This window comes from uncultured Acidaminococcus sp., from assembly GCA_900538365.1.
GTDB lineage: Bacteria > Bacillota > Negativicutes > Acidaminococcales > Acidaminococcaceae > Acidaminococcus.
In genome coordinates, this window is the sequence record UPXT01000046.1 from 1 (window position 1) to 18518 (window position 18518).

The window sequence follows — 18518 nt, forward strand, 5'->3', positions numbered from 1 at the left end:
GGTACGTAATTTCTTACGAATCGTCATACCATCCTTGCTCTCAAAAGGATCATTTTTCAAGCAAGGATGGCAAGTAACTGCATTGAATCGACGCGATTTCTGCGCCGAGTAAAAATAAAGAGGACGCCCAGGCGTAAGCTATCGTAACCCGTGAGATGGACCGCTGTACGATGGGCCATGAGCCCATGGATTCCTCTATTTTTTTAATGCTGGAAGGGGCTCACCTTTTACATTGAATTAGCCCAATATCAAAGTTCAAAATTTGACAGGGCGGCCTCTTTCCATATACAATAACGTCACTTGACGGAAGATAGGAGAACTGTTGTGACCATTGATGCAATCTTACAGAAAGAAACCCTGACCCATAGTGACCTTGTGACCCTTCTGGGGACAACGGACGCAAAGCAGCGGAAGCAACTTTATGATGCGGCCTATGCGGTAAAACTAAAATATATTGGCAATGTTGACCATTACCGGGGCCTTTTGGAATTTTCCAATCGCTGTATCAAAAACTGCAAGTACTGCGGCATCCGCCGGGATAATGAAGAGGTGGAACGCTTTGATACGCCTTATGAAGATCTCCTTGCCATGGCCCAATGGGCTTATGACGAGCGTTATGGATCGCTGACCCTGCAGAGTGGGGAACGAACGGATGAGGAATTCATTGCCTATGTGGAACGTTTGATCCGGGATATCAAAAAGATTGGCGGCGGCGCCCTAGGCCTTACGCTTTGCGTTGGGGAGCAGACGGAAGAAACCTACCGCCGCTGGTTCGAAGCGGGGGCGCATCGCTATCTCCTGCGCATTGAAACGAGCAATCCCGCTCTTTATCGGACCCTTCACCCCCAAGATGGGCACCATGAGTGGGAAGTGCGCCGTGACTGCCTAAAGACGCTCAAAAAGATTGGCTACCAGGTGGGAACAGGGGACATGATGGGACTGCCGGGACAGACCTTGGATGACCTAGCCTGTGATATTGAATTTTTCCGCCAGATGGATATCGATATGATCGGGATGGGGCCTTATGTTGTTCACCACAATACACCGATTGGAAAACAGGTCCTTGCAGCCGGCGGTGACAGCAAACAAGCGCAGGACCGGCGCTTTATCCTGGGCCTTAATATGATTGCTGTGACGCGCCTTTACCTTAAGAACGTCAATATTGCCGCAACCACGGCACTTCAGGCCCTGAATCCTTTAGGACGGGAACTGGGGCTTTTGGCGGGGGCCAACATCCTCATGCCGCTTGTGACGCTGCCGAAGTTCCGCCCTCAGTACCTGCTTTACGACAATAAACCCTGCGTCGAGGATTCCCCAGATCAGTGCAAACACTGCCTGGCCGGCCGGGTGGCCTCCATTGGGGATAAAGTCGGATTTGGTGAGTGGGGCGATTCACCGCATCACTTTGCCGAAAAGACACAATAACAAGACAAGAAGGAATGGACGGGACCCAAAAGGGGGACCGTCTTTTTGTTATGCCTTAAAGTTATAAAAAGGAGTATAAAAAGCCTATTTTACAAATAAAAGGCATTGCGTTAGAATGGATTCCATCATCACCGTAGGGGGGAATCACCATGGCTGTACAGAGTTCCGTTCATTTTGATATTGTGGGCAGTTTCCTGCGTCCGGAGCGTCTCAAAAAGGCTCGTGAGGCGTACCGTTCCGGCACCCTTGATCAGGCTGCCCTGCGCCGCGTGGAGGATGAGGAAATCCGCAAACTCATTAGCAAGGAAAAGGCCCTTGGCCTGCGCACCCTGACGGATGGGGAGTTTCGCCGTGAATATTGGCACCTTGATTTTATGTGGGGCCTTGGCGGGATCAAGCGGGAAACCCTTTCCCATGGTTATTTCTTCGATGGGGAGGAAACGGGCCGGGATACGGCCGTCCTTACAGGAAAGATTTCTGGCGACCATCATCCCATCGTCGATGATTTCCGCTTTACCCAGCAGTTTGCCTATCAAAATACCGTTGTAAAGGAAACGCTCCCGGCTCCGGCCCATTTGCTTGATGAGCTTTACCGAGAGGAAAACGCCGCAATCACAAAGTCGGTCTATCCTTGCGAGGACGAGCTCATCGATGATATTGCTGCCGCTTATCGAACCGTGATCCGTGACCTTTACGATGCTGGCTGCCGCTGCCTGCAGCTGGATGACTGTACGTGGGCCATGCTTTGCGATACGAAGTACTGGACCCAGCGCCAAGGCGGGACCGAAAATCTTAAGGTCATTGCAGAACGCCACCTTGCCATCAATAACCGGGTCTTGGAGGACCAGCCCTTTGACCTTGTCATTTCGACCCATGTGTGCCGCGGCAACTACCATTCGACTTGGGCGGCCCGGGGTGGGTACCTGCCCATTGCGCCCCTTCTTTTTGCTCGGGAAAAGGTCCATAAGCTCTATCTTGAATTTGATGACGAGCGTTCCGGTGGGTTCGCCCCACTGCGTTATGTGTCACCGGATAAGACGGTCGTCCTGGGCCTTGTGACGACCAAACGGCCGGACCTTGAAGATCCAGAATGCATCAAGGCACGCATCCGGGAAGCGGCCCAGTACGTTCCGCTTTCCCGGCTCAGTTTAAGCCCCCAGTGCGGTTTTGCGTCAACGGAAATAGGCAACAAGCTGACGGAAGAGGAGCAGTGGAAGAAAATTGCCCTTGTCCGTGATATCGCCCAAGCCGTTTGGGGATAACAAATAAAAAGGCGAAGGAACCGAAGGGGTTCTTTCGCCTTTTTGCTATATCTTAGAAGCAAATTTTATTGGGGTTCAGGATCAGGTCGGGATCAAAGACCTGCTTGATGCCCTGCATAAGGGCAATGGGGCGGGGGCCCAGGTTTTCTGCAAGGTAAGCCCGTTTGCCGAGGCCAATCCCGTGTTCTCCGGAAATCTGGCCGCCCAGTTCGGAGGCTTTGGCGTAGAGGGCATGCATGAAGCGTTCCGTCTCTTCCTTGAAAGGCAGGATGTCTTCCCGGGCGCCTTTTTTGCAGGCATAGACATGAATATTGCCATCACCGGCATGGCCGAACATACGGATATCAAAGGAAAATCCTTCCGCAATTTCCCGGATGTAGAGGGTAAAGTCAGGAATCTTTGAAACGGGGACGACGACATCACATTCATCAATGAGGTTGTAGATGGATTCAATCCCTTCAAGGAAACTGGAGCGGGCTGCCCAGGTCTTTTCAAGATACATGGGAACATCGGCAACAAGGACGTCAAGGGCGCCTTTTTCAAGGAGCATTTCGGCAGCTTGTTCTACGAGGCGGTCCAGTTCATCGTTGTGGTCGGCATCAAGGGTGATGAGAAGATACGCACCGACTTCGGTACCTTCAACCACTTTCGGAAAAACGCTTGTGCCCATATAGGCTTCCGTTGTCTCAAGCATTTCCTTTTCAAAGAATTCCAGGGCCTGAGGTTTCAGGTTCGAGTGCTTGATTTCAGGGACCGAGCCAATGGCGTCAGCAAGGTTTTCGAAGGGGACAATCAGGGAACAATGACAGGCTGGGGGAGCAATGAGTTTCAGCGTCAGTTCCGTAATGATGCCCAGCGTCCCTTCCGAACCAATCATCAGGTGGAGCAGGCTGTATCCCGACGAGGATTTGGAAACAGGCGCGCCAACGTGCATGATTTCCCCGCTGGGCAGGACAACGGTCATGGCTTCAACATAGTCCCTTGTCGTTCCGTACTTGACAGCCCGCATCCCGCCGGCGTTGGTCGATACGTTGCCGCCCAAGGTGGCAAACTTTTCACCTGGATCGGGCGGATAGAAAAAGCCCCGGGATTCCGCATCCTTGGCAAGGTCTGCCAAAAGAACCCCCGCTTCTACGCGGACATTCATGTTTTCCTCGTCATAACCAAGGATCTTATTCATGCGCATGGTGCACAGGACGACGCCCCCTTGGACCGGGGTGCATCCACCTACAAGGCCCGTTCCCGCGCCGCGGACCGTAACGGGGATATGGTGGCGGGCACAGACCTTCATGATGGCTGAAACTTCTTCCGTTGACGTGACGTCAATGGTTACTTCCGGCATGGCAAGGCCATAGATGGGCATATCGTCATGGGTGTAGTCAGGGTTGATTTCCTCACCGACGATGACGCGGTGACCAGAAATGGCCTTTAGTTCATCGAGGATGTCAGGCGTGATGGCTTCATACTGGGTCATAATAGGTACCTTCCTTTTCTTTAGGGAGGAGACTGTCCTCCGGACTCACGTGACTCTTAGTATAGGCATCTTGGAAGCTTCTGTAAAGGGAAAGTACAGAATTTTTTAAAAAAACAGACGCCTCCTTGTATAAAGAAAAATATGGCCATGCCCGTGCTTTTCTGAGAGGCCTATAGTATAATGAAAAAATAAATGCTCACTACGGATGGGCCATCAAGGAACCAACTTTTTCTTCTACAGCGCAGAGGAGGTTTTATCGATATGAATTGCAGGAAACATACCTTTGTTACCATGGTCCTTGCAGGACTTTTGGGAATGCCCGCTCTTTGGGGGGAAGGGGCCTCACCTAAAGGGGAAGCCCCGCTTCCTGAAGCTGCCCGTACAGCGGCTGAAGGGTGGAGCCAAAAGGAAGCGGCCAAAAAAGAAAACGCCCCTGCACAAGCAAAGGCTGACAAAAAAGAGCTGGCAGCCCCGATCAGCAATGTGCCTGTCAAGCCTCCGTTCAAGAAGGAAATCCGTGAAGTGGAACTCAAGCTCCAGCGCGGACAGCTCATCAGCGAAGCCATTGGGGATGTTGACGGTGATGGAAAGCAAGAGGTTGTGGACCTTTTGGGCAATCCCGTTGTTGAAAAATCCTCTTTCATGGGAGACCTTTATATCGTCGTCAAGGAAGTCGGGAAAAAGGATGTGAAATATTTCATCCGGCCCCAAAACCTGGGCGGTTATGATCCCTATCTCATGCTGGCTGATGTGACCGGCAGCGGCGCGCCCAATGTCATCGTCGCGGCTCCTACGGGCGGCACGAGCGGTATGGTGGATTTCCGGATCCTTGATTTTACGGGGAAGAAACCGGATGAAATCTTTACTGCTGCCGATAACCGAGGTGTCCAGATTGTCGGAACCTATCTTGACGGCTATCGGGCCCGCCTCCAGTTCCCCAATCTGCCCGGGAAGATGCAGGAAGTCGTTGTTGATCTTTCCCGCAATGAAGATGCCTACCACACACTGAACGTCTTTGATGAAACGGGCAGCGTGCTTCCTTCGGGTCAGCGGCCTTACGTCCAGGGCATCAGTGAACTCATTCCCATGGATACGGACGGCGATGGTGTGGATGCCCTCATTACGACGCAGAAGGTCATTGGCGCTGTTCAGGCCGTGCCCATTGGCTATGTGAGGACTTTGTGGGCCTATCGGGCCGGTACGTGGCAGGCCCAAGACGTTTCCTTTAGGACCGATCTCTACACGAAACCGGCCTATAAGACGAGCGACCGCGTCACGGGTAAATCAGGATACGAAATCATTCCCCTGCCCCTTGATACCCCTGTGGGCAATCTCTATTATCCTCATTTCCAAAAGTTCGATGCCAAACTGGCTTGGAAAATGAACCATGCCATGGAAATGTTCTATCGCAGCAAGATCCGCGACGCCAGCTTTGGCAGCAGGCTCCATCTTTCCTATGATGTGAAGTACGCAGGGAAAAACTATGCCAGCATCCTTGTCATGGGCCTTTACTCCGATCATGAGATGAATGAACCCATTATCCAGGGCTTTAATTTTGACTTGCGGACAGGGGAAGCGGTCCCGCTTAAGGACCTTGTCCGGCCCACGGGCAAGTTCTGGACGATGGCCTGCAATGAAGCTCAAGCGGCCGGGATTTCCCTTACGGAAAAAGACGTAAAAGGGTTCTACTATGATGGCGCCGTGTTGGGACTCTTTTATGGTGACAACAGGGAGTTTGATCTGGAAGAAGACAAGGTATTGCCTTTTATGATCAAGAATCGTCTAGAGGAAGAATTTTTGACTAGCCAGTCAAAAGAAGAAAAAGAAAGAAATATGGAGAAAAAATAAGAGCGGGAAGCAAAAACAACAGAATCCGAGATTTGAAGGGACTCCCTTCATAGGGTATAATGTATAGGAATTTTTGTCGATTCAGTTTACTTTCCCTTGCTGGAAGTGACTCCTTAAGGGACACTCCCTTCAGGCAAGGAAGGATTTTAGGAGGAGTTTCAATGCTAGGAAAAAAGAAAGCCATGGCTCTAGGGCTGGCACTTCTCGTTGCCTTGGGAGCTGCCGGCTGCAGCAAGAAAACAGCCGCTCCTGGTGGCGCCGTCAAGGTTAAGGTCATGCAGGCCATCAAGCGTGATACGCCGCTGACCTATGAGTACACCGGTTTTGTTGAAGCAAAGGACCAGGTTTCCATTAAGTCAAAAGTCACAGGAACCATTGTCAAGAAGTATGTCAATGGCGGCGATTATGTTGAAGCCGGACAGCTTCTTTACGAAATCGATCCTCGGGCCTACGAAGCGAATGTGCTCAATGCCCAGGCTAATCTAGCCAATGCCCAGGCAAATCTAGCCAATGCTCAGCGTGATGCGGCCCGTTACCAGAGCCTTTACGAAGAAGGGGCTGTTTCCAAACAGACAGCAGACCAGTACAATACGGCGCTTGAACAGGCCCAGGCCAGCGTCAATGCGTATCAGGCCCTCGTGACAAGTTCCCAGGTAAATGTCAGCGATACGAAGATCGTAGCTCCCTTTGCGGGGAAAATCGATACGAATACCTTGGCTGAAGGGGAATTTGTAACGGCCAATTCCACCGTCCTTACGACCCTTTCCAACAGCGATCCCATGCGGGTGCGCTTCTCCGTTTCCGAAAGCGACTACCTTGATATGCTGAAGGGCAATACGGACAACGGCAACCAGCTGCGTGATATTACGCTGACCCTTGCCGATGGATCCACTTATGCCTACAAAGGGTATGTCGATCAGGTCGACCGCTCCGTCAGTGATTCGACGGGTACCTTGACTTTGAAGGCCCTCTTCCAGAATCCGGATCATCTGCTTCTTCCTGGCATGTTTGCCAATGTTTCCGTTGTAGGTTCGACGGAATCTGGAGCCATCCTTGTTCCTCAGCGGGCGGTTACGGATCTGCTCTATAAGCATTATGTCTATGTCGTCAACGACGACAATACCGTTTCCATGAAGGAAGTCCAACTCGGCGCCCGCATCGGCCGCCTCTGGCTTGTCAAGAGCGGTCTTGACGGTACGGAAACCGTTGTGGTTGAAGGCGTACAGAAGCTGAACAAGGACAGCAAGGTCGATCCCGTAACCATGACGGAAGATGAACTTGACACGTCGAGTGATTCTTCCAGCGCTGGGAGCGCAAGCTGACAAGGAGGTCTAGGAAGTGGCAAAATTCTTTATTGAACATCCTGTTTTTGCCTGCGTTATCTCCATCATCATCGCCCTTGTCGGTTCCATTTCCGCCGTCAGTCTCCCTGTTGCCCAGTATCCGCAGATTTCCAATCCGCGGATTTCGGTATCAACGAACTACGTCGGTGCCAACGCCGAGGTTGTGGAGCAGACGGTTGCCCAGGCAATTGAAAAGGAAGTCAACGGCGTTGACAACATGGTCGATATGCGTTCCACCAGTGATAACGATGGGAACTACACCCTTGATATCAAGTTCGACCTCGGTACGGATGATGACATGGACATGGTCAAGGTCCAGAACCGTGTGGCCCAGGCCAATGCCTCCCTGCCGAGCGAAGTAACAAGTTACGGCGTAACGACCAGTAAGCAGGCAGAAGAGACCATCATGTATTTCTCCCTTTTGTCGCCTAATGGGACTTATGATGAACTCTTCCTTAAAAACTATGGCACGACGCAGTTCGTCGATGCCCTGAAACGTGTGGACGGGGTTTCCGAAGTCAACGAATACGGCCCGGACCTGTCCCTGCGTGTTTGGCTCGATCCGATGAAGATGGCCCAAAATGGCCTTACAGCCGCCGACGTCAAGTCGGCCATTTCCAGCCAGAACATCCAGGCTCCGGTTGGATCCATTGGGGCCCGTCCTACAGAAAACGATCAGGAATTCCAGTACTCCGCCCGTCTGCAGGGCCGACTCAAGACGGAAGAGGAATTTGGCAATATTGTCCTCAAGAACAACAATGGACAGCTGCTCCATCTGCGTGACATTGCCCGTGTTGAGTATGGCAAGCGCAGTGACGGGGTTGTCGGCCGGTTGGATGGAATCCCTGCCATGCAGTACGCCATCCAGCTGAACTCGGATGCCAACTCCCTGGAATCGGTTGCTGCCATCAAGAAAGTCCTTGCGGAAGCGGAAAAGAACTTCCCGCCGGACATGAAGATTCAAATCGTTCAGGATAATACGGAATATGTTAAGGAATCCCTGAAGGAAGTAGGGGTGACCTTCATTGAAACCCTGCTCCTTGTTGTCCTCATTACCTGGATCTTCCTCCAGAGCTGGAGGGCCACGCTGATTCCGGTCCTTGCCATTCCGGTCTCCCTTTTGGGAACCTTTACTTCCTTCTATATCTTTGGCTTTACCATCAACACACTCACGCTATTTGCCTTGGTGCTTGCCATTGGTATCGTCGTCGATGACGCCATCGTCGTTGTCGAAGCTGTTGAATATAACGTTGATGAAATGGGCATGAGTCCAAAGGAAGCGACGTTTGCCGCTATGCGCAGCGTATCAGGGGCTATTGTGGCAACGGCTTTCGTGCTTCTTGCCGTATTCCTGCCTGTATCCTTTATGGGTGGGGCAACGGGCGTCCTGTATAAGCAGTTTGCTCTCACTATCGTGGTCGCCCTGTCCCTTTCCGCTGTCGTTGCCATGAGCTTGTCACCAGCTGTCAGCGCGCTTGTCATCAAGCCGAAGAAGGATCTCAAGAAAGCAAGCGGACCGATTGGGAAACTTTTTGATGTATTCAACCGTGCCCTTGATTGGGCGACGGAAAAATATGTCGGCCTTTCCAAAAAGCTGCTGCGCCATTATAAAGTGGGCCTTGCTGGCATGCTCGTTGTCTTCTGCCTGATTGGGTTCTTCTTCAAGATGATCCCGACAGCTTACGTGCCGGATGAAGACCAGTCCTTTATGTTGGTGTCGGCTTCCCTGCCGGCAGCTGCTTCCACGAACCGGTCCATGGCCTTTACGGAATCTTTTGGAGCCAAGATTGCTGAGATTCCTGGCGTCCGTCACGTCATGCAGATCATCGGTATCGATATCCTGTCCTCGACGCGTCAGCCAAACGGTGTCCTCATTCCGGTCAAACTCAATGATATTGGGGAACGCGAAGGCAAGAACGGTCAATCCGTGCAGGAAATCATCAATAAGGTGGCGGCGCTGGGCGCCGATGCTCCGGAAGCCACGGTGCGCGCCTTCAACATGGCCGTCCTGCCGGGCATGAGCAATACCGGTAACCTTAGCCTTTACATCATGGATACGGTTGGTAAGGACACCAGTGAAATGACCCAGGATGTGGGTAAGCTCCTTGGTCTCATCAACCAGCGTCCGGAAGTCGGAATGGCCTATACGACATTTTCCGATAACACGCCGTCCATCGAGTTCCATCTCGACCGTGAAAAGGCAGAAAGTCTCAATATCCCTGTTTCCAATGTAACGACGGCCCTTCAGGCAAACCTCGGCGGCAGCGAAGTCAACGACTTCAACCTCTTAGGGAAAACGTGGAAAGTCGTCATCCAGGCAGATAAGAAATATCGTGCCGATACGAAACAGCTTTCCAACATCTTTGTGAAAAATACTTCAGGTGACCTGATTCCGCTGTCGGCTGTTGTGACCTCGCAGGAAATCCAGGCACCGCCGGTTATTACGCGTTTCAATAACGCCCGAGGCGCTAAGATTGCCGGCAGTCCGGCAACGGGCTACTCCACCGGTGACGCCATGAGTGCCATCGATGAAGTCCTGAAGCAGAACCTTCCAAGCGGCTACACCTATGAATGGGTTGACCAGAGCCGTGACGAACGGGATGCAGGGTCCTCTTCCTACATGATTTTTGCTGTGTCCCTGATCTTCGTTTATCTTTGCCTGTCCGCTCTTTATGAATCTTGGTCCCTGCCCCTTGGCATCATCTTTGGTGTGCCGACGGCGGTCATGGGCTGCGTTGGATTCCAGTATCTGCGTGGACTGTCTGCCGATATCTACATGCAGATCGGGATGATTGTGCTCATTGGTCTGTCGGCCAAGAACTCCATCTTGATCGTAGAATACGCAAAGATGCGTGTCGATAATGGCCGTGCTATCCTGCCGGCCCTGATTGATACCGTCAAGGTTCGTCTGCGTCCGATCCTGATGACGGCTTTTTCAACGGTCATTGGTGCTGTGCCCCTTGCTTGGGCCTCCGGCGCTGGGGCCGGGTCCCGTATTTCCATTGGTACGGCAATCATCGGGGGGATGATGAGCTCCACGCTCCTTTCCATCTTCCTCGTACCGGTTCTTTTCCTTGTCATTGAAATGATCTTCCACCCGGATATCCCTGTGGGTTCTGTCGATGACGAATAAGTTCGTTCTGTCCCTTGCTTTCTTCGAGGAAGCAGGGGACTTTTTTTATGAAAAAAGAAAACGTTTTTTGGAATCATCATAAAATAATTCGAAAAAAGGCTTTATTTTTATATTTTAAAGGATTATAATACCAATATTCGCAAATGTGTAAGGAGACGAACACGTGAAAAAAACAAATGTAACAACAAAACTACTCCATCAAGTTTGGGACCTTACGAAAAGCTATTGGAAAAGCGAAGAAAAAAAGAAGGCCTATGGTCTTCTTTTGGCCATTATCGTGCTCAATCTGGGCGTTGTCTTTGTCCTTGTCCTTTTGAATGAATGGAACAATTCTTTTTATACGGCGCTCCAGGATTACGCTGTGGATGAGATTTTCCACCAGCTCTGGCGGTTTACCATCCTCGCTTTTAGCTACATCATCCTTGCTGTCTATGCCTATTATCTGCAGCAGACCCTCATTGTGAATTGGCGCCGCTGGCTGACAAGACGGTATGTGGAGGAGTGGCTGTCTGCCAAGACCTATTACCGGCTCGAAATGTTCGGAAAGGACATGGATAACCCGGACCAGCGCATCAGCGAGGATGTGTCCCTTTTTGTGACACGGACCCTCAGCCTTGCCATTGGCCTGATGAAGGCCATCTGTACACTCCTTTCCTTTATTGTGATCTTGTGGAACCTTTCCGGACCTTTTTCCGTTTCGATTTTGGGAAAAGAGATTTCCATTCCTGGCTATATGGTCTGGGTTGCTATCTGCTATGCGGGCCTGGGGACCTTCCTGATCCATAAGGTCGGTCACCGGCTGGTGAACCTTAATTTTGTCCAGCAGCGCTATGAAGCCGATTTCCGTTTCAGTATGATGCGCCTCAGGGAAAATGCCGAAAGCGTGGCATTCTACCATGGCGAACCCCACGAAAAAAGTGTTTTCCTGGAACGCTTCCGGGTCCTTTTGGAGAACTTTTGGAAGATTGTCAAAAAGCAAAAACAGTTGGTGTGGCTAAATTCGGGGTACTCCCAAATCGCCATCATCTTTCCTTTTGTGGTGGCCATCCCGCGCTATCTGAGACGGGAACTGACCTTGGGCGGCCTGATGCAGGTCGCGACCGCCTTTGGGCGCGTACAGGATTCCCTGTCCTATTTTGTCGATGCCTATGCAACGCTTGCCGAATGGCAGGCGGTTGTGGACCGCTTGACGAGTTTCCGGACCCATCTGGAAGCGGCAGGTATGACAAAGACGCAGGACCAGGTCAACCGTACGGTGGGGGACGAAGGAAGGTTGGTCTTGGATCATTTTGAAGTGGATCTGCCAAGCGGTCTGCCGATCCTAAAGCCCCTGACCCTGACCGTTCAGGCAGGCACCCATATCCTGATCCGCGGCAAAAGCGGCAGCGGCAAGAGTACTTTCCTGAGGGCCCTTGCCGGCATCTGGCCCTTTGCCAAGGGGAAAGTCACCCTTGCCCCGCAGGACCAACTCATGTTTATTCCCCAGCGTCCCTATCTGCCGCTAGGAACGCTTCGGGAAGCCATTGTTTACCCGGGCACCCGGCAGCTTTCCGATGACAGGCTCCGTGCCCTCATGGAGGACTGCCGGATCGGCTATCTTGCCAAACACCTTGATGAGGAAGCCGATTGGGCCCATGTCTTTTCCGTGGGCGAACAGCAGCGCCTTGCTTTTGTAAGGGCCCTTATTTATGAACCTCGTTGGCTCTTCATGGATGAATCGACATCCGCCCTTGACGAGGAGACAGAAAAAGCAATGTATGAACTTCTTCTGTCCCGCCTTACCCGGACAACGCTTATCAGCGTGGGCCATCGCAGCACCCTTGTCACCTATCATACGGCAGCCCTTACTTTACATAAAGAAACGAAGGAAGCGTCTCTCGAACCTCTTTCCTAAAGCGGGAGGGGTCGCACTCATCTATCTATCTTATTGGAGGGGAAGTCATGAACATTGAACTTTTGAACAGCATCGACAGCTTCGTTTGGGGTCCGCCTCTTCTGGTCCTGCTTGTAGGGACGGGGATTTTCCTCACCCTGCGGCTGGGCTTCCTGCAGGTTTCCCGTCTGCCCAAGGCCCTGCAGCTCATCTTCAAGGCGGAAAATGCCGGCGAAGGGGACATTGATAGTTTTAAGGCCCTGTGTACAGCCCTTGCAGCCACCGTCGGTACGGGGAACATCGTCGGTGTCGCAACCGCCGTTAAGGCAGGCGGTCCGGGGGCCATCTTCTGGATGTGGATTGCCGCCTTCTTTGGTATGGCAACAAAATACGCGGAAGGTGTCCTTGCCGTCAAATACCGTACGGTCGATGCCAAAGGTCAGATTTCCGGCGGTCCGATGTACTACATCGAACTGGGCCTGGGGAAAAAGTACAAACCGCTTGCCATAGCCTTCGCTTTTTTTGGGATCCTTGTTGCCTACTTTGGTATCGGGACCTTTGCCCAGGTGAACTCCATTGTTGACATTACCCAGCTCAATGCGGGCATTCCCGTTGCCGGCACGGCAGCCATCCTCACCATTGCCGTTGCCGCTGTGACCTTGGGCGGCCTGCAGAGCATTGCTGCGGCTGCAAGCCGCATCGTACCAGCCATGGCCATCCTTTACATGCTGTCTACCATAGGCATCCTGGTCATGTTCCATGATCTGATCCCCATGGCCATCGGGGAGATTTTCCGTGATGCCTTTACGCCGACGGCTGCCCAAGGCGGGTTCCTCGGAGCCACTGTGCTCTTTGCGATGAGAAATGGGATTGCCCGCGGCGTCTTTTCCAATGAATCGGGGCTTGGGTCCGCACCTATCGTAGCCGCCGCTGCAAAGACGGACTGGCCGGCTGAACAGGGACTTATTTCCATGACGGGGACCTTTATCGATACCATCATCATCTGCACCATGACAGGACTGACCATTGTCATTGGCGGACTTTGGACCGGGGATCTTAACGGTGCGGCCCTGACCAACGCAACCTTCCTCAAGGCCTATCCGCAGATGGGCGGCTACCTCCTTATGGTTGGCTTGGTCCTGTTTGCGTTTACAACCATCTTGGGCTGGAACTACTATGGTGAACGCTGCGTTGAATATCTATTTGGCGTCAAGGGCATCATGCCTTATCGCATCATATTCATTATCCTCATTGGCCTCGGGGCTTTCCTGAAGCTGGAAGCCATCTGGATTTTGGCTGATATCGTCAACGGTCTCATGGCAATTCCTAACCTGATTGCCCTCCTAGGACTGTCCGGTGCGGTCGCAGCTGAAACCAAACGTTATTTTGCCCATCTGAAGGAAACGGCCTGATGGACCAATAAAAAGGGGAGAAGGGAGCCTCATGGCTTTCTTCTCTCTTTTTCTTATGAAAGGGAATCAAGGCCTATAAAATTTTATCTCCTGAAATTGTTTTTATGGAAAAGTCATAGTATAATGGATTGGATATAGATAAAACTAACCGATACGGAGGGGTGTAAACCATGAAACCGGAAGAAATTTCCAAAGATATTTTTGATGTGGGCATCCGCGATTGGACCTGCTCTGATTTCCACGGCTTTGCAACACCACGGGGCGTTACCTATAACTCGTTCCTTATCATGGATGAGAAAGTCTGCCTCATCGACGGCGTCAAGGCCCCCTTTGCAGAACGTCAGCTCTATAAGATCAGTGAAGTTGTCGATCCCAAGAAGGTCGATTACATTGTTGTAAATCATGTGGAACCGGACCACTCCGGATCCCTTCCGCTGCTTGCCCAGAAATGCCCGAATGCTACATTCCTCATTACGCCTCAGGGCGCCGCGGAACTGAAGGAACACTACGGCGATATCTTCAACTGCCAGATCGTGAAGAAGGGAGAAAGCATCAGTTTGGGGAAACGGAGCCTGACCTTTGTCCCCATCCCCATGGTCCACTGGCCTGATTCCATGGTTACCTACTGCCCGGAAGAAGAGATCCTCTTTTCCAGTGATGCTTTTGGTCAGCATTACTGCTGCTCCAAGCGCTTTGATGACGAGACGGAAGTCGAGAACATGTTCTATGAAGCGCAGCGCTACTATGCCAACATCCTGACCCCGTTCCGGAAACTCATCCCCAACGCGGTAAAGGCCGTGCGGGGTCTTAAGATCCGCATGATCTGCTCCTGCCACGGCAGCATTTGGCGCAGCCATATCGAAGAGATCCTGAAGCTTTATGAAGACTGGAGCCTCGGGAAAGCCCTTGACCGCATCATCATTGTTTATGACACCATGTGGGGCGGCACGGCTGCCATGGCAACAGCCATCATGGATGGCATCCAGGCCCAGGGCATGCGTGTGAAACTGTACCGTTATACGAGCGACCAGAAAGCCGCCATCATGAGCGACGTCCTGACGGCAAAGGCCATCCTGGTTGGTTCACCGACGCAGAACTGCGTGATGATGCCGACCATGGGTGCTTTCATGATGTACCTCAAAGGCATGAAGCTGACCGATAAGAAGGCAGCTGCTTTTGGAACCTATGGCTGGGCCGGCGGTGCGGAAAAGGAACTGGAAAGCGCAATCACGGCAAGCGGGATGGAGCTTCTGCCTGGCTATACCTGCAAGTGGCGTCCCCTGCCGGAAGAAATCAAGGCAGCTGAAAAGTTTGGCTATGAGTTTGCTGAAAAGATTGCTGCGTCCAGCAAATAATCCTTTCGGTCTGTAAGAAGTAAGAAGGAGCTGAAACCATGTTCACAATGATTTCAGCTCCTTTGTTTTCCTAGGAAAAGGAGCCATTATGTCCGATATCATTGCTGGCCGCAATGCCGTCAGGGAAGCCCTGCGCGGTACGCGGCCCCTTCAAAAAGTCCTGGTCCTTGAAAGCGGCCATGGGGGAAGCCTGGAAGAGATTCTTTCCCTTTGTGCCAAGCACCATGTGGCGGTGGAACGCGTCAATAAGGAGCGACTGGACCGCTTAAGTCCGGACGTGCGTCATCAAGGCGTTGTGGCCGTTGGTGCGGCTGTAGCTTTTCAAGATATTGATGAGGTCCTGGAAGCGGTGGCCCAAAAGGGAAAGGTCCCTTTTTTGCTCCTTCTTGATGAACTGCAGGATCCACAGAACATGGGAGCCCTTATCCGATCGGCAAATGCCGCCGGTGTTGACGCTGTCATTGTCCCTCAGCGCCGCAGTGCTCCTTTGGGGGCGGTTGTGGCAAAAATTTCAGCCGGCGCCTTGGAACATGAACCCGTCGTTTCCGTGACCAATCTTGTCCGGACCATGAAGGACCTGAAAAAGCGCGGGTTTTGGATTGTCGGCGCTGATATGGATGGCAAGGACCTTTATTTTGATGCTGATCTTACCGGTCCCCTGGTCCTTGTTGTCGGCGCCGAGGGCAAAGGTGTAGGCCGTCTTGTGAAGGAAAACTGTGATTTTCTTGTCCGCATCCCTATGCTGGGACAGGTCCAGTCCCTGAATGCTTCCGTTGCAGGCGGCATCCTCTTATATGAAATTACAAGGCAGCGCATCATCAGTGCCCGCAAGGTGTAAGGAGGCGATGGGATGGCAAAGGAACCGGCTGCAGTGAGCCCTTCTGATGAGGTCCTTTTGAAAAAGATCCAGGAGGAAGGAGACGGGAAAGCCCAGGATATCCTGCTTGCCCGCTATAAGGACCTGGTGAAAAAGAAGACGTCCCTTTACTATATGGCCGGCGCGGAGCGGGATGATATCGTCCAGGAAGGGATGATTGGTCTATTTAAAGCCATCCGCGATTATCGCTTTGACCAGAAGGCGTCCTTCAAGGTTTTTGCCGAGCTGTGCATCAACCGGCAGATCATTTCTGCCATCAAAGGCGCCAACCGGCAGAAGCACCGGCCGCTCAATTCCTATGTTTCACTTGATAAGCCTTTTTATGATGACGGCAAGGAACGGACTTTGATGGATATGCTTGGCGGAAGCCGCAGCGTCGATCCGGAAAACCTCATCGTTGATCAGGAGGCTTTCAAGGATATTGAAAAGAACGTCCTATCCATGCTGAGTGCCATGGAGTGGGAAACCTTGTGCGCGTATCTTGACAACAAGAGCTATCAGGAAATCGCCAGCGAGATGGAACGCAGTACAAAGTCCATCGACAATGCGCTCCAGCGGGTGAAACGCAAATTGGAGAAGTTCCTTTCCACGAGGGAAAATGAACTCGATCTGGCTACGCTCAATAAAGGCCTCCTTCTCATGGCTGCCAAGGAGCACCTGCTCCACAAATAAGGAAACTGGTGGCTGAAAGAGATTGAACCATATGATACAATATGGATAGCGAAGGTAGAAAAAAGAGAATTCCTGCACCATTTTAAAGGAAAAGGCTGTCGTATCGGCGAAATAGGATGGCAAGAGAATAAAAAGCAATGGGTGCACCATTTTATAAGGAGGGCGATTCGCATGAGTCAATTTGATGAATTCCTTAAAGAAGTAGAAGGTCTGGCAGAAAAAGAAATCAAGGTCCTTGTTGTGACGGGGAAACCGGGCAGCGGTAAGAGCAAGGTCCTGCGCGAAGCAGCAGAAACAAAGGGGTGGGATTATATTGATACCCGTCTGCTCATTACGGAAGATTTCCTGAAGCTTCTGCCCAGTGAAAGACGCGTCAACGCGCCGGAAGTCCTGAAGAATGAACTTCTTGCCCATCATGGTGATGTGGTCATGCTGGACCGGATCCAGACCCTTTTCATCCCTGTTTTCAATATCGATCCCAAGAGCGTCCTGGACGAACTGGGCCGCGCCTTTACGGTGGTCATTGCTTGGCCGGGATATGTGAAGGATGGGCTCCTTTGCTATGATAAATTTGACGGGACCGAATCCATCCGTATCAGCGCTGCTGACTACACCCTCTGGACGGTAGAATAAGAGGGGCTCCTTATGGCAGAAAAAAGAGGAACCCTGGCAGTCCTTACAGGAGGCGGTGACTGCCCTGGCCTCAATGCCGTCATCCGTGCCGTCGTGAAGACGGCCGTGACCCATGGCTATGAAATCTATGGCATTCGCAACGGCTTCCATGGACTCATCCAGGATGATCTGAAAAAACTGTCCATGTCGGACGTATTGGGCATCCTGCCGCGCGGCGGGACGGTACTTGGTACAACAAATAGGGATAATCCTTTCCATTATGCAGCTGGCGAAGATGCGGCAGGCAATGTCATTTATGAGGACCGGGCAGGCGATGTCGTAAGGACCCTTAGCGCCCATGGCATTGAGTGCCTCATCGTGATTGGCGGCGATGGAAGTCTCAAGATTGGCTATGACCTGCACCGCTTCTGTGGAGTCAATGTCGTCGGCGTTCCCAAAACCATTGATAATGACCTGCCGGGGACGGAAAGGACCTTTGGCTTTGACACGGCTATGGCGATGGCCACAGAAGCCTTGGACCGTCTTCATACAACGGCAGAATCCCATCATCGCGTCATGGTCCTTGAAGTTATGGGACGCTACGCGGGATGGATCGCCCTTCATTCCGGTCTTGCCGGCGGGGCGGATGTAATCTTGATCCCGGAAATTCCCTACCGGATCGAGTCCGTCATTGAAAAAGTCAAAGACCGTCAGGCCCAGGGAAAGCAATTCAGCATCATTGTGGTGGCCGAAGGGTCCAAACCAGTGGGCGGAAAGATGACGGTCGCCCGTTTGGTGAAAAACAGCTTTGAACAGGTGCGCCTGGGCGGTGTAGGCAATAAACTTGCCGACGAAATCGAGGCGAAGACGGGCATCGAAGCCCGCTGCACGATCTTGGGCTATCTCCAGCGCGGCGGTTCGCCGACTGCTTTTGACCGTGTCCTGTCGACCCGTTACGGTTCGGCTGCTGTAGAGGCCTGCCTTGCCGGGGACTATAATGTCATGGTCGCCCTGTCCAGCGGGGAAATTGTCCGCATTCCAATCGAGGAAGTGGCGGGAAAACCTCATCAGGTGCCTCTTGACTCGGATCTTATCAGGGCAGGAAGGAACCTGGGGATTTCTTTTGGGGATTGATCCCAAGGAAAAGAGCTGCGGTATATTTGCGCAGCTCTTTTTTGGTTCTATAATTTATTTTGGGGCGCTAAAGTGACCGTCCAGATTCGTGTCCTCTC

13 protein-coding genes are annotated in these 18518 nt (G+C 52.1%); 12 read left to right on the forward strand and 1 reads right to left on the reverse strand.

The features are described from left to right. Positions 1–324: 324 nt before the first annotated feature. Complete coding sequence (gene hydE, locus QZQ08_RS08245; RefSeq protein ID WP_296330664.1) at positions 325–1425, forward strand: [FeFe] hydrogenase H-cluster radical SAM maturase HydE; 1101 nt, start codon at positions 325–327, stop codon at positions 1423–1425. 149 nt (positions 1426–1574) lie between these two features. After that, positions 1575–2687 carry a 5-methyltetrahydropteroyltriglutamate--homocysteine S-methyltransferase gene (locus tag QZQ08_RS08250; RefSeq protein ID WP_296330665.1) on the forward strand — a complete coding sequence of 371 codons (1113 nt, stop codon included), beginning with the start codon at positions 1575–1577 and terminating at the stop codon, positions 2685–2687. A gap of 52 nt (positions 2688–2739) precedes the next feature. Here QZQ08_RS08250 and QZQ08_RS08255 read toward each other — a convergent pair whose 3' ends face one another. Continuing rightward, positions 2740–4161, reverse strand: coding sequence for an FAD-binding oxidoreductase (locus QZQ08_RS08255; protein ID WP_296330668.1), 1422 nt, complete (start codon positions 4159–4161; stop codon positions 2740–2742). A gap of 261 nt (positions 4162–4422) precedes the next feature. On the opposite strand from QZQ08_RS08255, the gene QZQ08_RS08260 reads away from it, so the two are divergent. The 10 genes from QZQ08_RS08260 (at position 4423) to QZQ08_RS08305 (ending at position 18420) form a co-directional block, all read left to right on the forward strand. Next, positions 4423–6009, forward strand: a complete 1587-nt coding sequence (locus QZQ08_RS08260; RefSeq protein ID WP_296330670.1) for a hypothetical protein — start codon at positions 4423–4425, stop codon at positions 6007–6009. 161 nt (positions 6010–6170) lie between these two features. Continuing rightward, a complete protein-coding gene (locus tag QZQ08_RS08265) occupies positions 6171–7331 on the forward strand; it encodes an efflux RND transporter periplasmic adaptor subunit (protein ID WP_296330672.1) in 1161 nt (386 codons plus the stop codon). 16 nt (positions 7332–7347) lie between these two features. After that, positions 7348–10485 (forward strand): efflux RND transporter permease subunit, encoded by a 3138-nt coding sequence (locus QZQ08_RS08270; RefSeq protein WP_296330675.1) that lies wholly within the window; start codon positions 7348–7350, stop codon positions 10483–10485. A 163-nt stretch (positions 10486–10648) separates the two neighbouring features. Beyond that, a complete protein-coding gene (locus tag QZQ08_RS08275; RefSeq protein ID WP_296330678.1) occupies positions 10649–12379 on the forward strand; it encodes an ABC transporter ATP-binding protein/permease in 1731 nt (576 codons plus the stop codon). Between the two features lie 47 nt (positions 12380–12426). After that, positions 12427–13770: a sodium:alanine symporter family protein gene (locus QZQ08_RS08280; protein ID WP_296330681.1), complete on the forward strand. Its 1344-nt coding sequence runs from the start codon at positions 12427–12429 to the stop codon at positions 13768–13770. Positions 13771–13940: 170 nt separating this feature from the next. Continuing rightward, positions 13941–15125 (forward strand): FprA family A-type flavoprotein, encoded by a 1185-nt coding sequence (locus QZQ08_RS08285; protein WP_296330684.1) that lies wholly within the window; start codon positions 13941–13943, stop codon positions 15123–15125. Positions 15126–15213: 88 nt separating this feature from the next. Beyond that, on the forward strand, positions 15214–15963 hold the full coding sequence (gene rlmB, locus QZQ08_RS08290; protein ID WP_296330687.1) for a 23S rRNA (guanosine(2251)-2'-O)-methyltransferase RlmB: 750 nt from the start codon (positions 15214–15216) through the stop codon (positions 15961–15963). A 12-nt stretch (positions 15964–15975) separates the two neighbouring features. Then, positions 15976–16674 (forward strand): RNA polymerase sporulation sigma factor SigH, encoded by a 699-nt coding sequence (sigH, locus tag QZQ08_RS08295; RefSeq protein ID WP_296330689.1) that lies wholly within the window; start codon positions 15976–15978, stop codon positions 16672–16674. Positions 16675–16845: 171 nt separating this feature from the next. Continuing rightward, positions 16846–17307 (forward strand): BREX-3 system P-loop-containing protein BrxF, encoded by a 462-nt coding sequence (gene brxF, locus QZQ08_RS08300; RefSeq protein ID WP_296330691.1) that lies wholly within the window; start codon positions 16846–16848, stop codon positions 17305–17307. A 12-nt stretch (positions 17308–17319) separates the two neighbouring features. Beyond that, complete coding sequence (locus tag QZQ08_RS08305; protein WP_296330695.1) at positions 17320–18420, forward strand: 6-phosphofructokinase; 1101 nt, start codon at positions 17320–17322, stop codon at positions 18418–18420. The last annotated feature ends 98 nt before the right edge of the window (positions 18421–18518 follow it).

What these genes read in the sequence shown, in the direction of transcription:
- QZQ08_RS08250 (WP_296330665.1), top strand. Translation starts at nt 1,575, where the DNA reads ATGGCTGTACAGAGTTCCGTTCATTTTGATATTGTGGGCAGTTTCCTG.
- QZQ08_RS08255 (WP_296330668.1), bottom strand. Translation starts at nt 4,161, where the DNA reads ATGACCCAGTATGAAGCCATCACGCCTGACATCCTCGATGAACTAAAG.
- QZQ08_RS08260 (WP_296330670.1), top strand. Translation starts at nt 4,423, where the DNA reads ATGAATTGCAGGAAACATACCTTTGTTACCATGGTCCTTGCAGGACTT.
- QZQ08_RS08265 (WP_296330672.1), top strand. Translation starts at nt 6,171, where the DNA reads ATGCTAGGAAAAAAGAAAGCCATGGCTCTAGGGCTGGCACTTCTCGTT.
- QZQ08_RS08280 (WP_296330681.1), top strand. Translation starts at nt 12,427, where the DNA reads ATGAACATTGAACTTTTGAACAGCATCGACAGCTTCGTTTGGGGTCCG.
- QZQ08_RS08285 (WP_296330684.1), top strand. Translation starts at nt 13,941, where the DNA reads ATGAAACCGGAAGAAATTTCCAAAGATATTTTTGATGTGGGCATCCGC.
- rlmB (WP_296330687.1), top strand. Translation starts at nt 15,214, where the DNA reads ATGTCCGATATCATTGCTGGCCGCAATGCCGTCAGGGAAGCCCTGCGC.
- sigH (WP_296330689.1), top strand. Translation starts at nt 15,976, where the DNA reads ATGGCAAAGGAACCGGCTGCAGTGAGCCCTTCTGATGAGGTCCTTTTG.
- brxF (WP_296330691.1), top strand. Translation starts at nt 16,846, where the DNA reads ATGAGTCAATTTGATGAATTCCTTAAAGAAGTAGAAGGTCTGGCAGAA.
- QZQ08_RS08305 (WP_296330695.1), top strand. Translation starts at nt 17,320, where the DNA reads ATGGCAGAAAAAAGAGGAACCCTGGCAGTCCTTACAGGAGGCGGTGAC.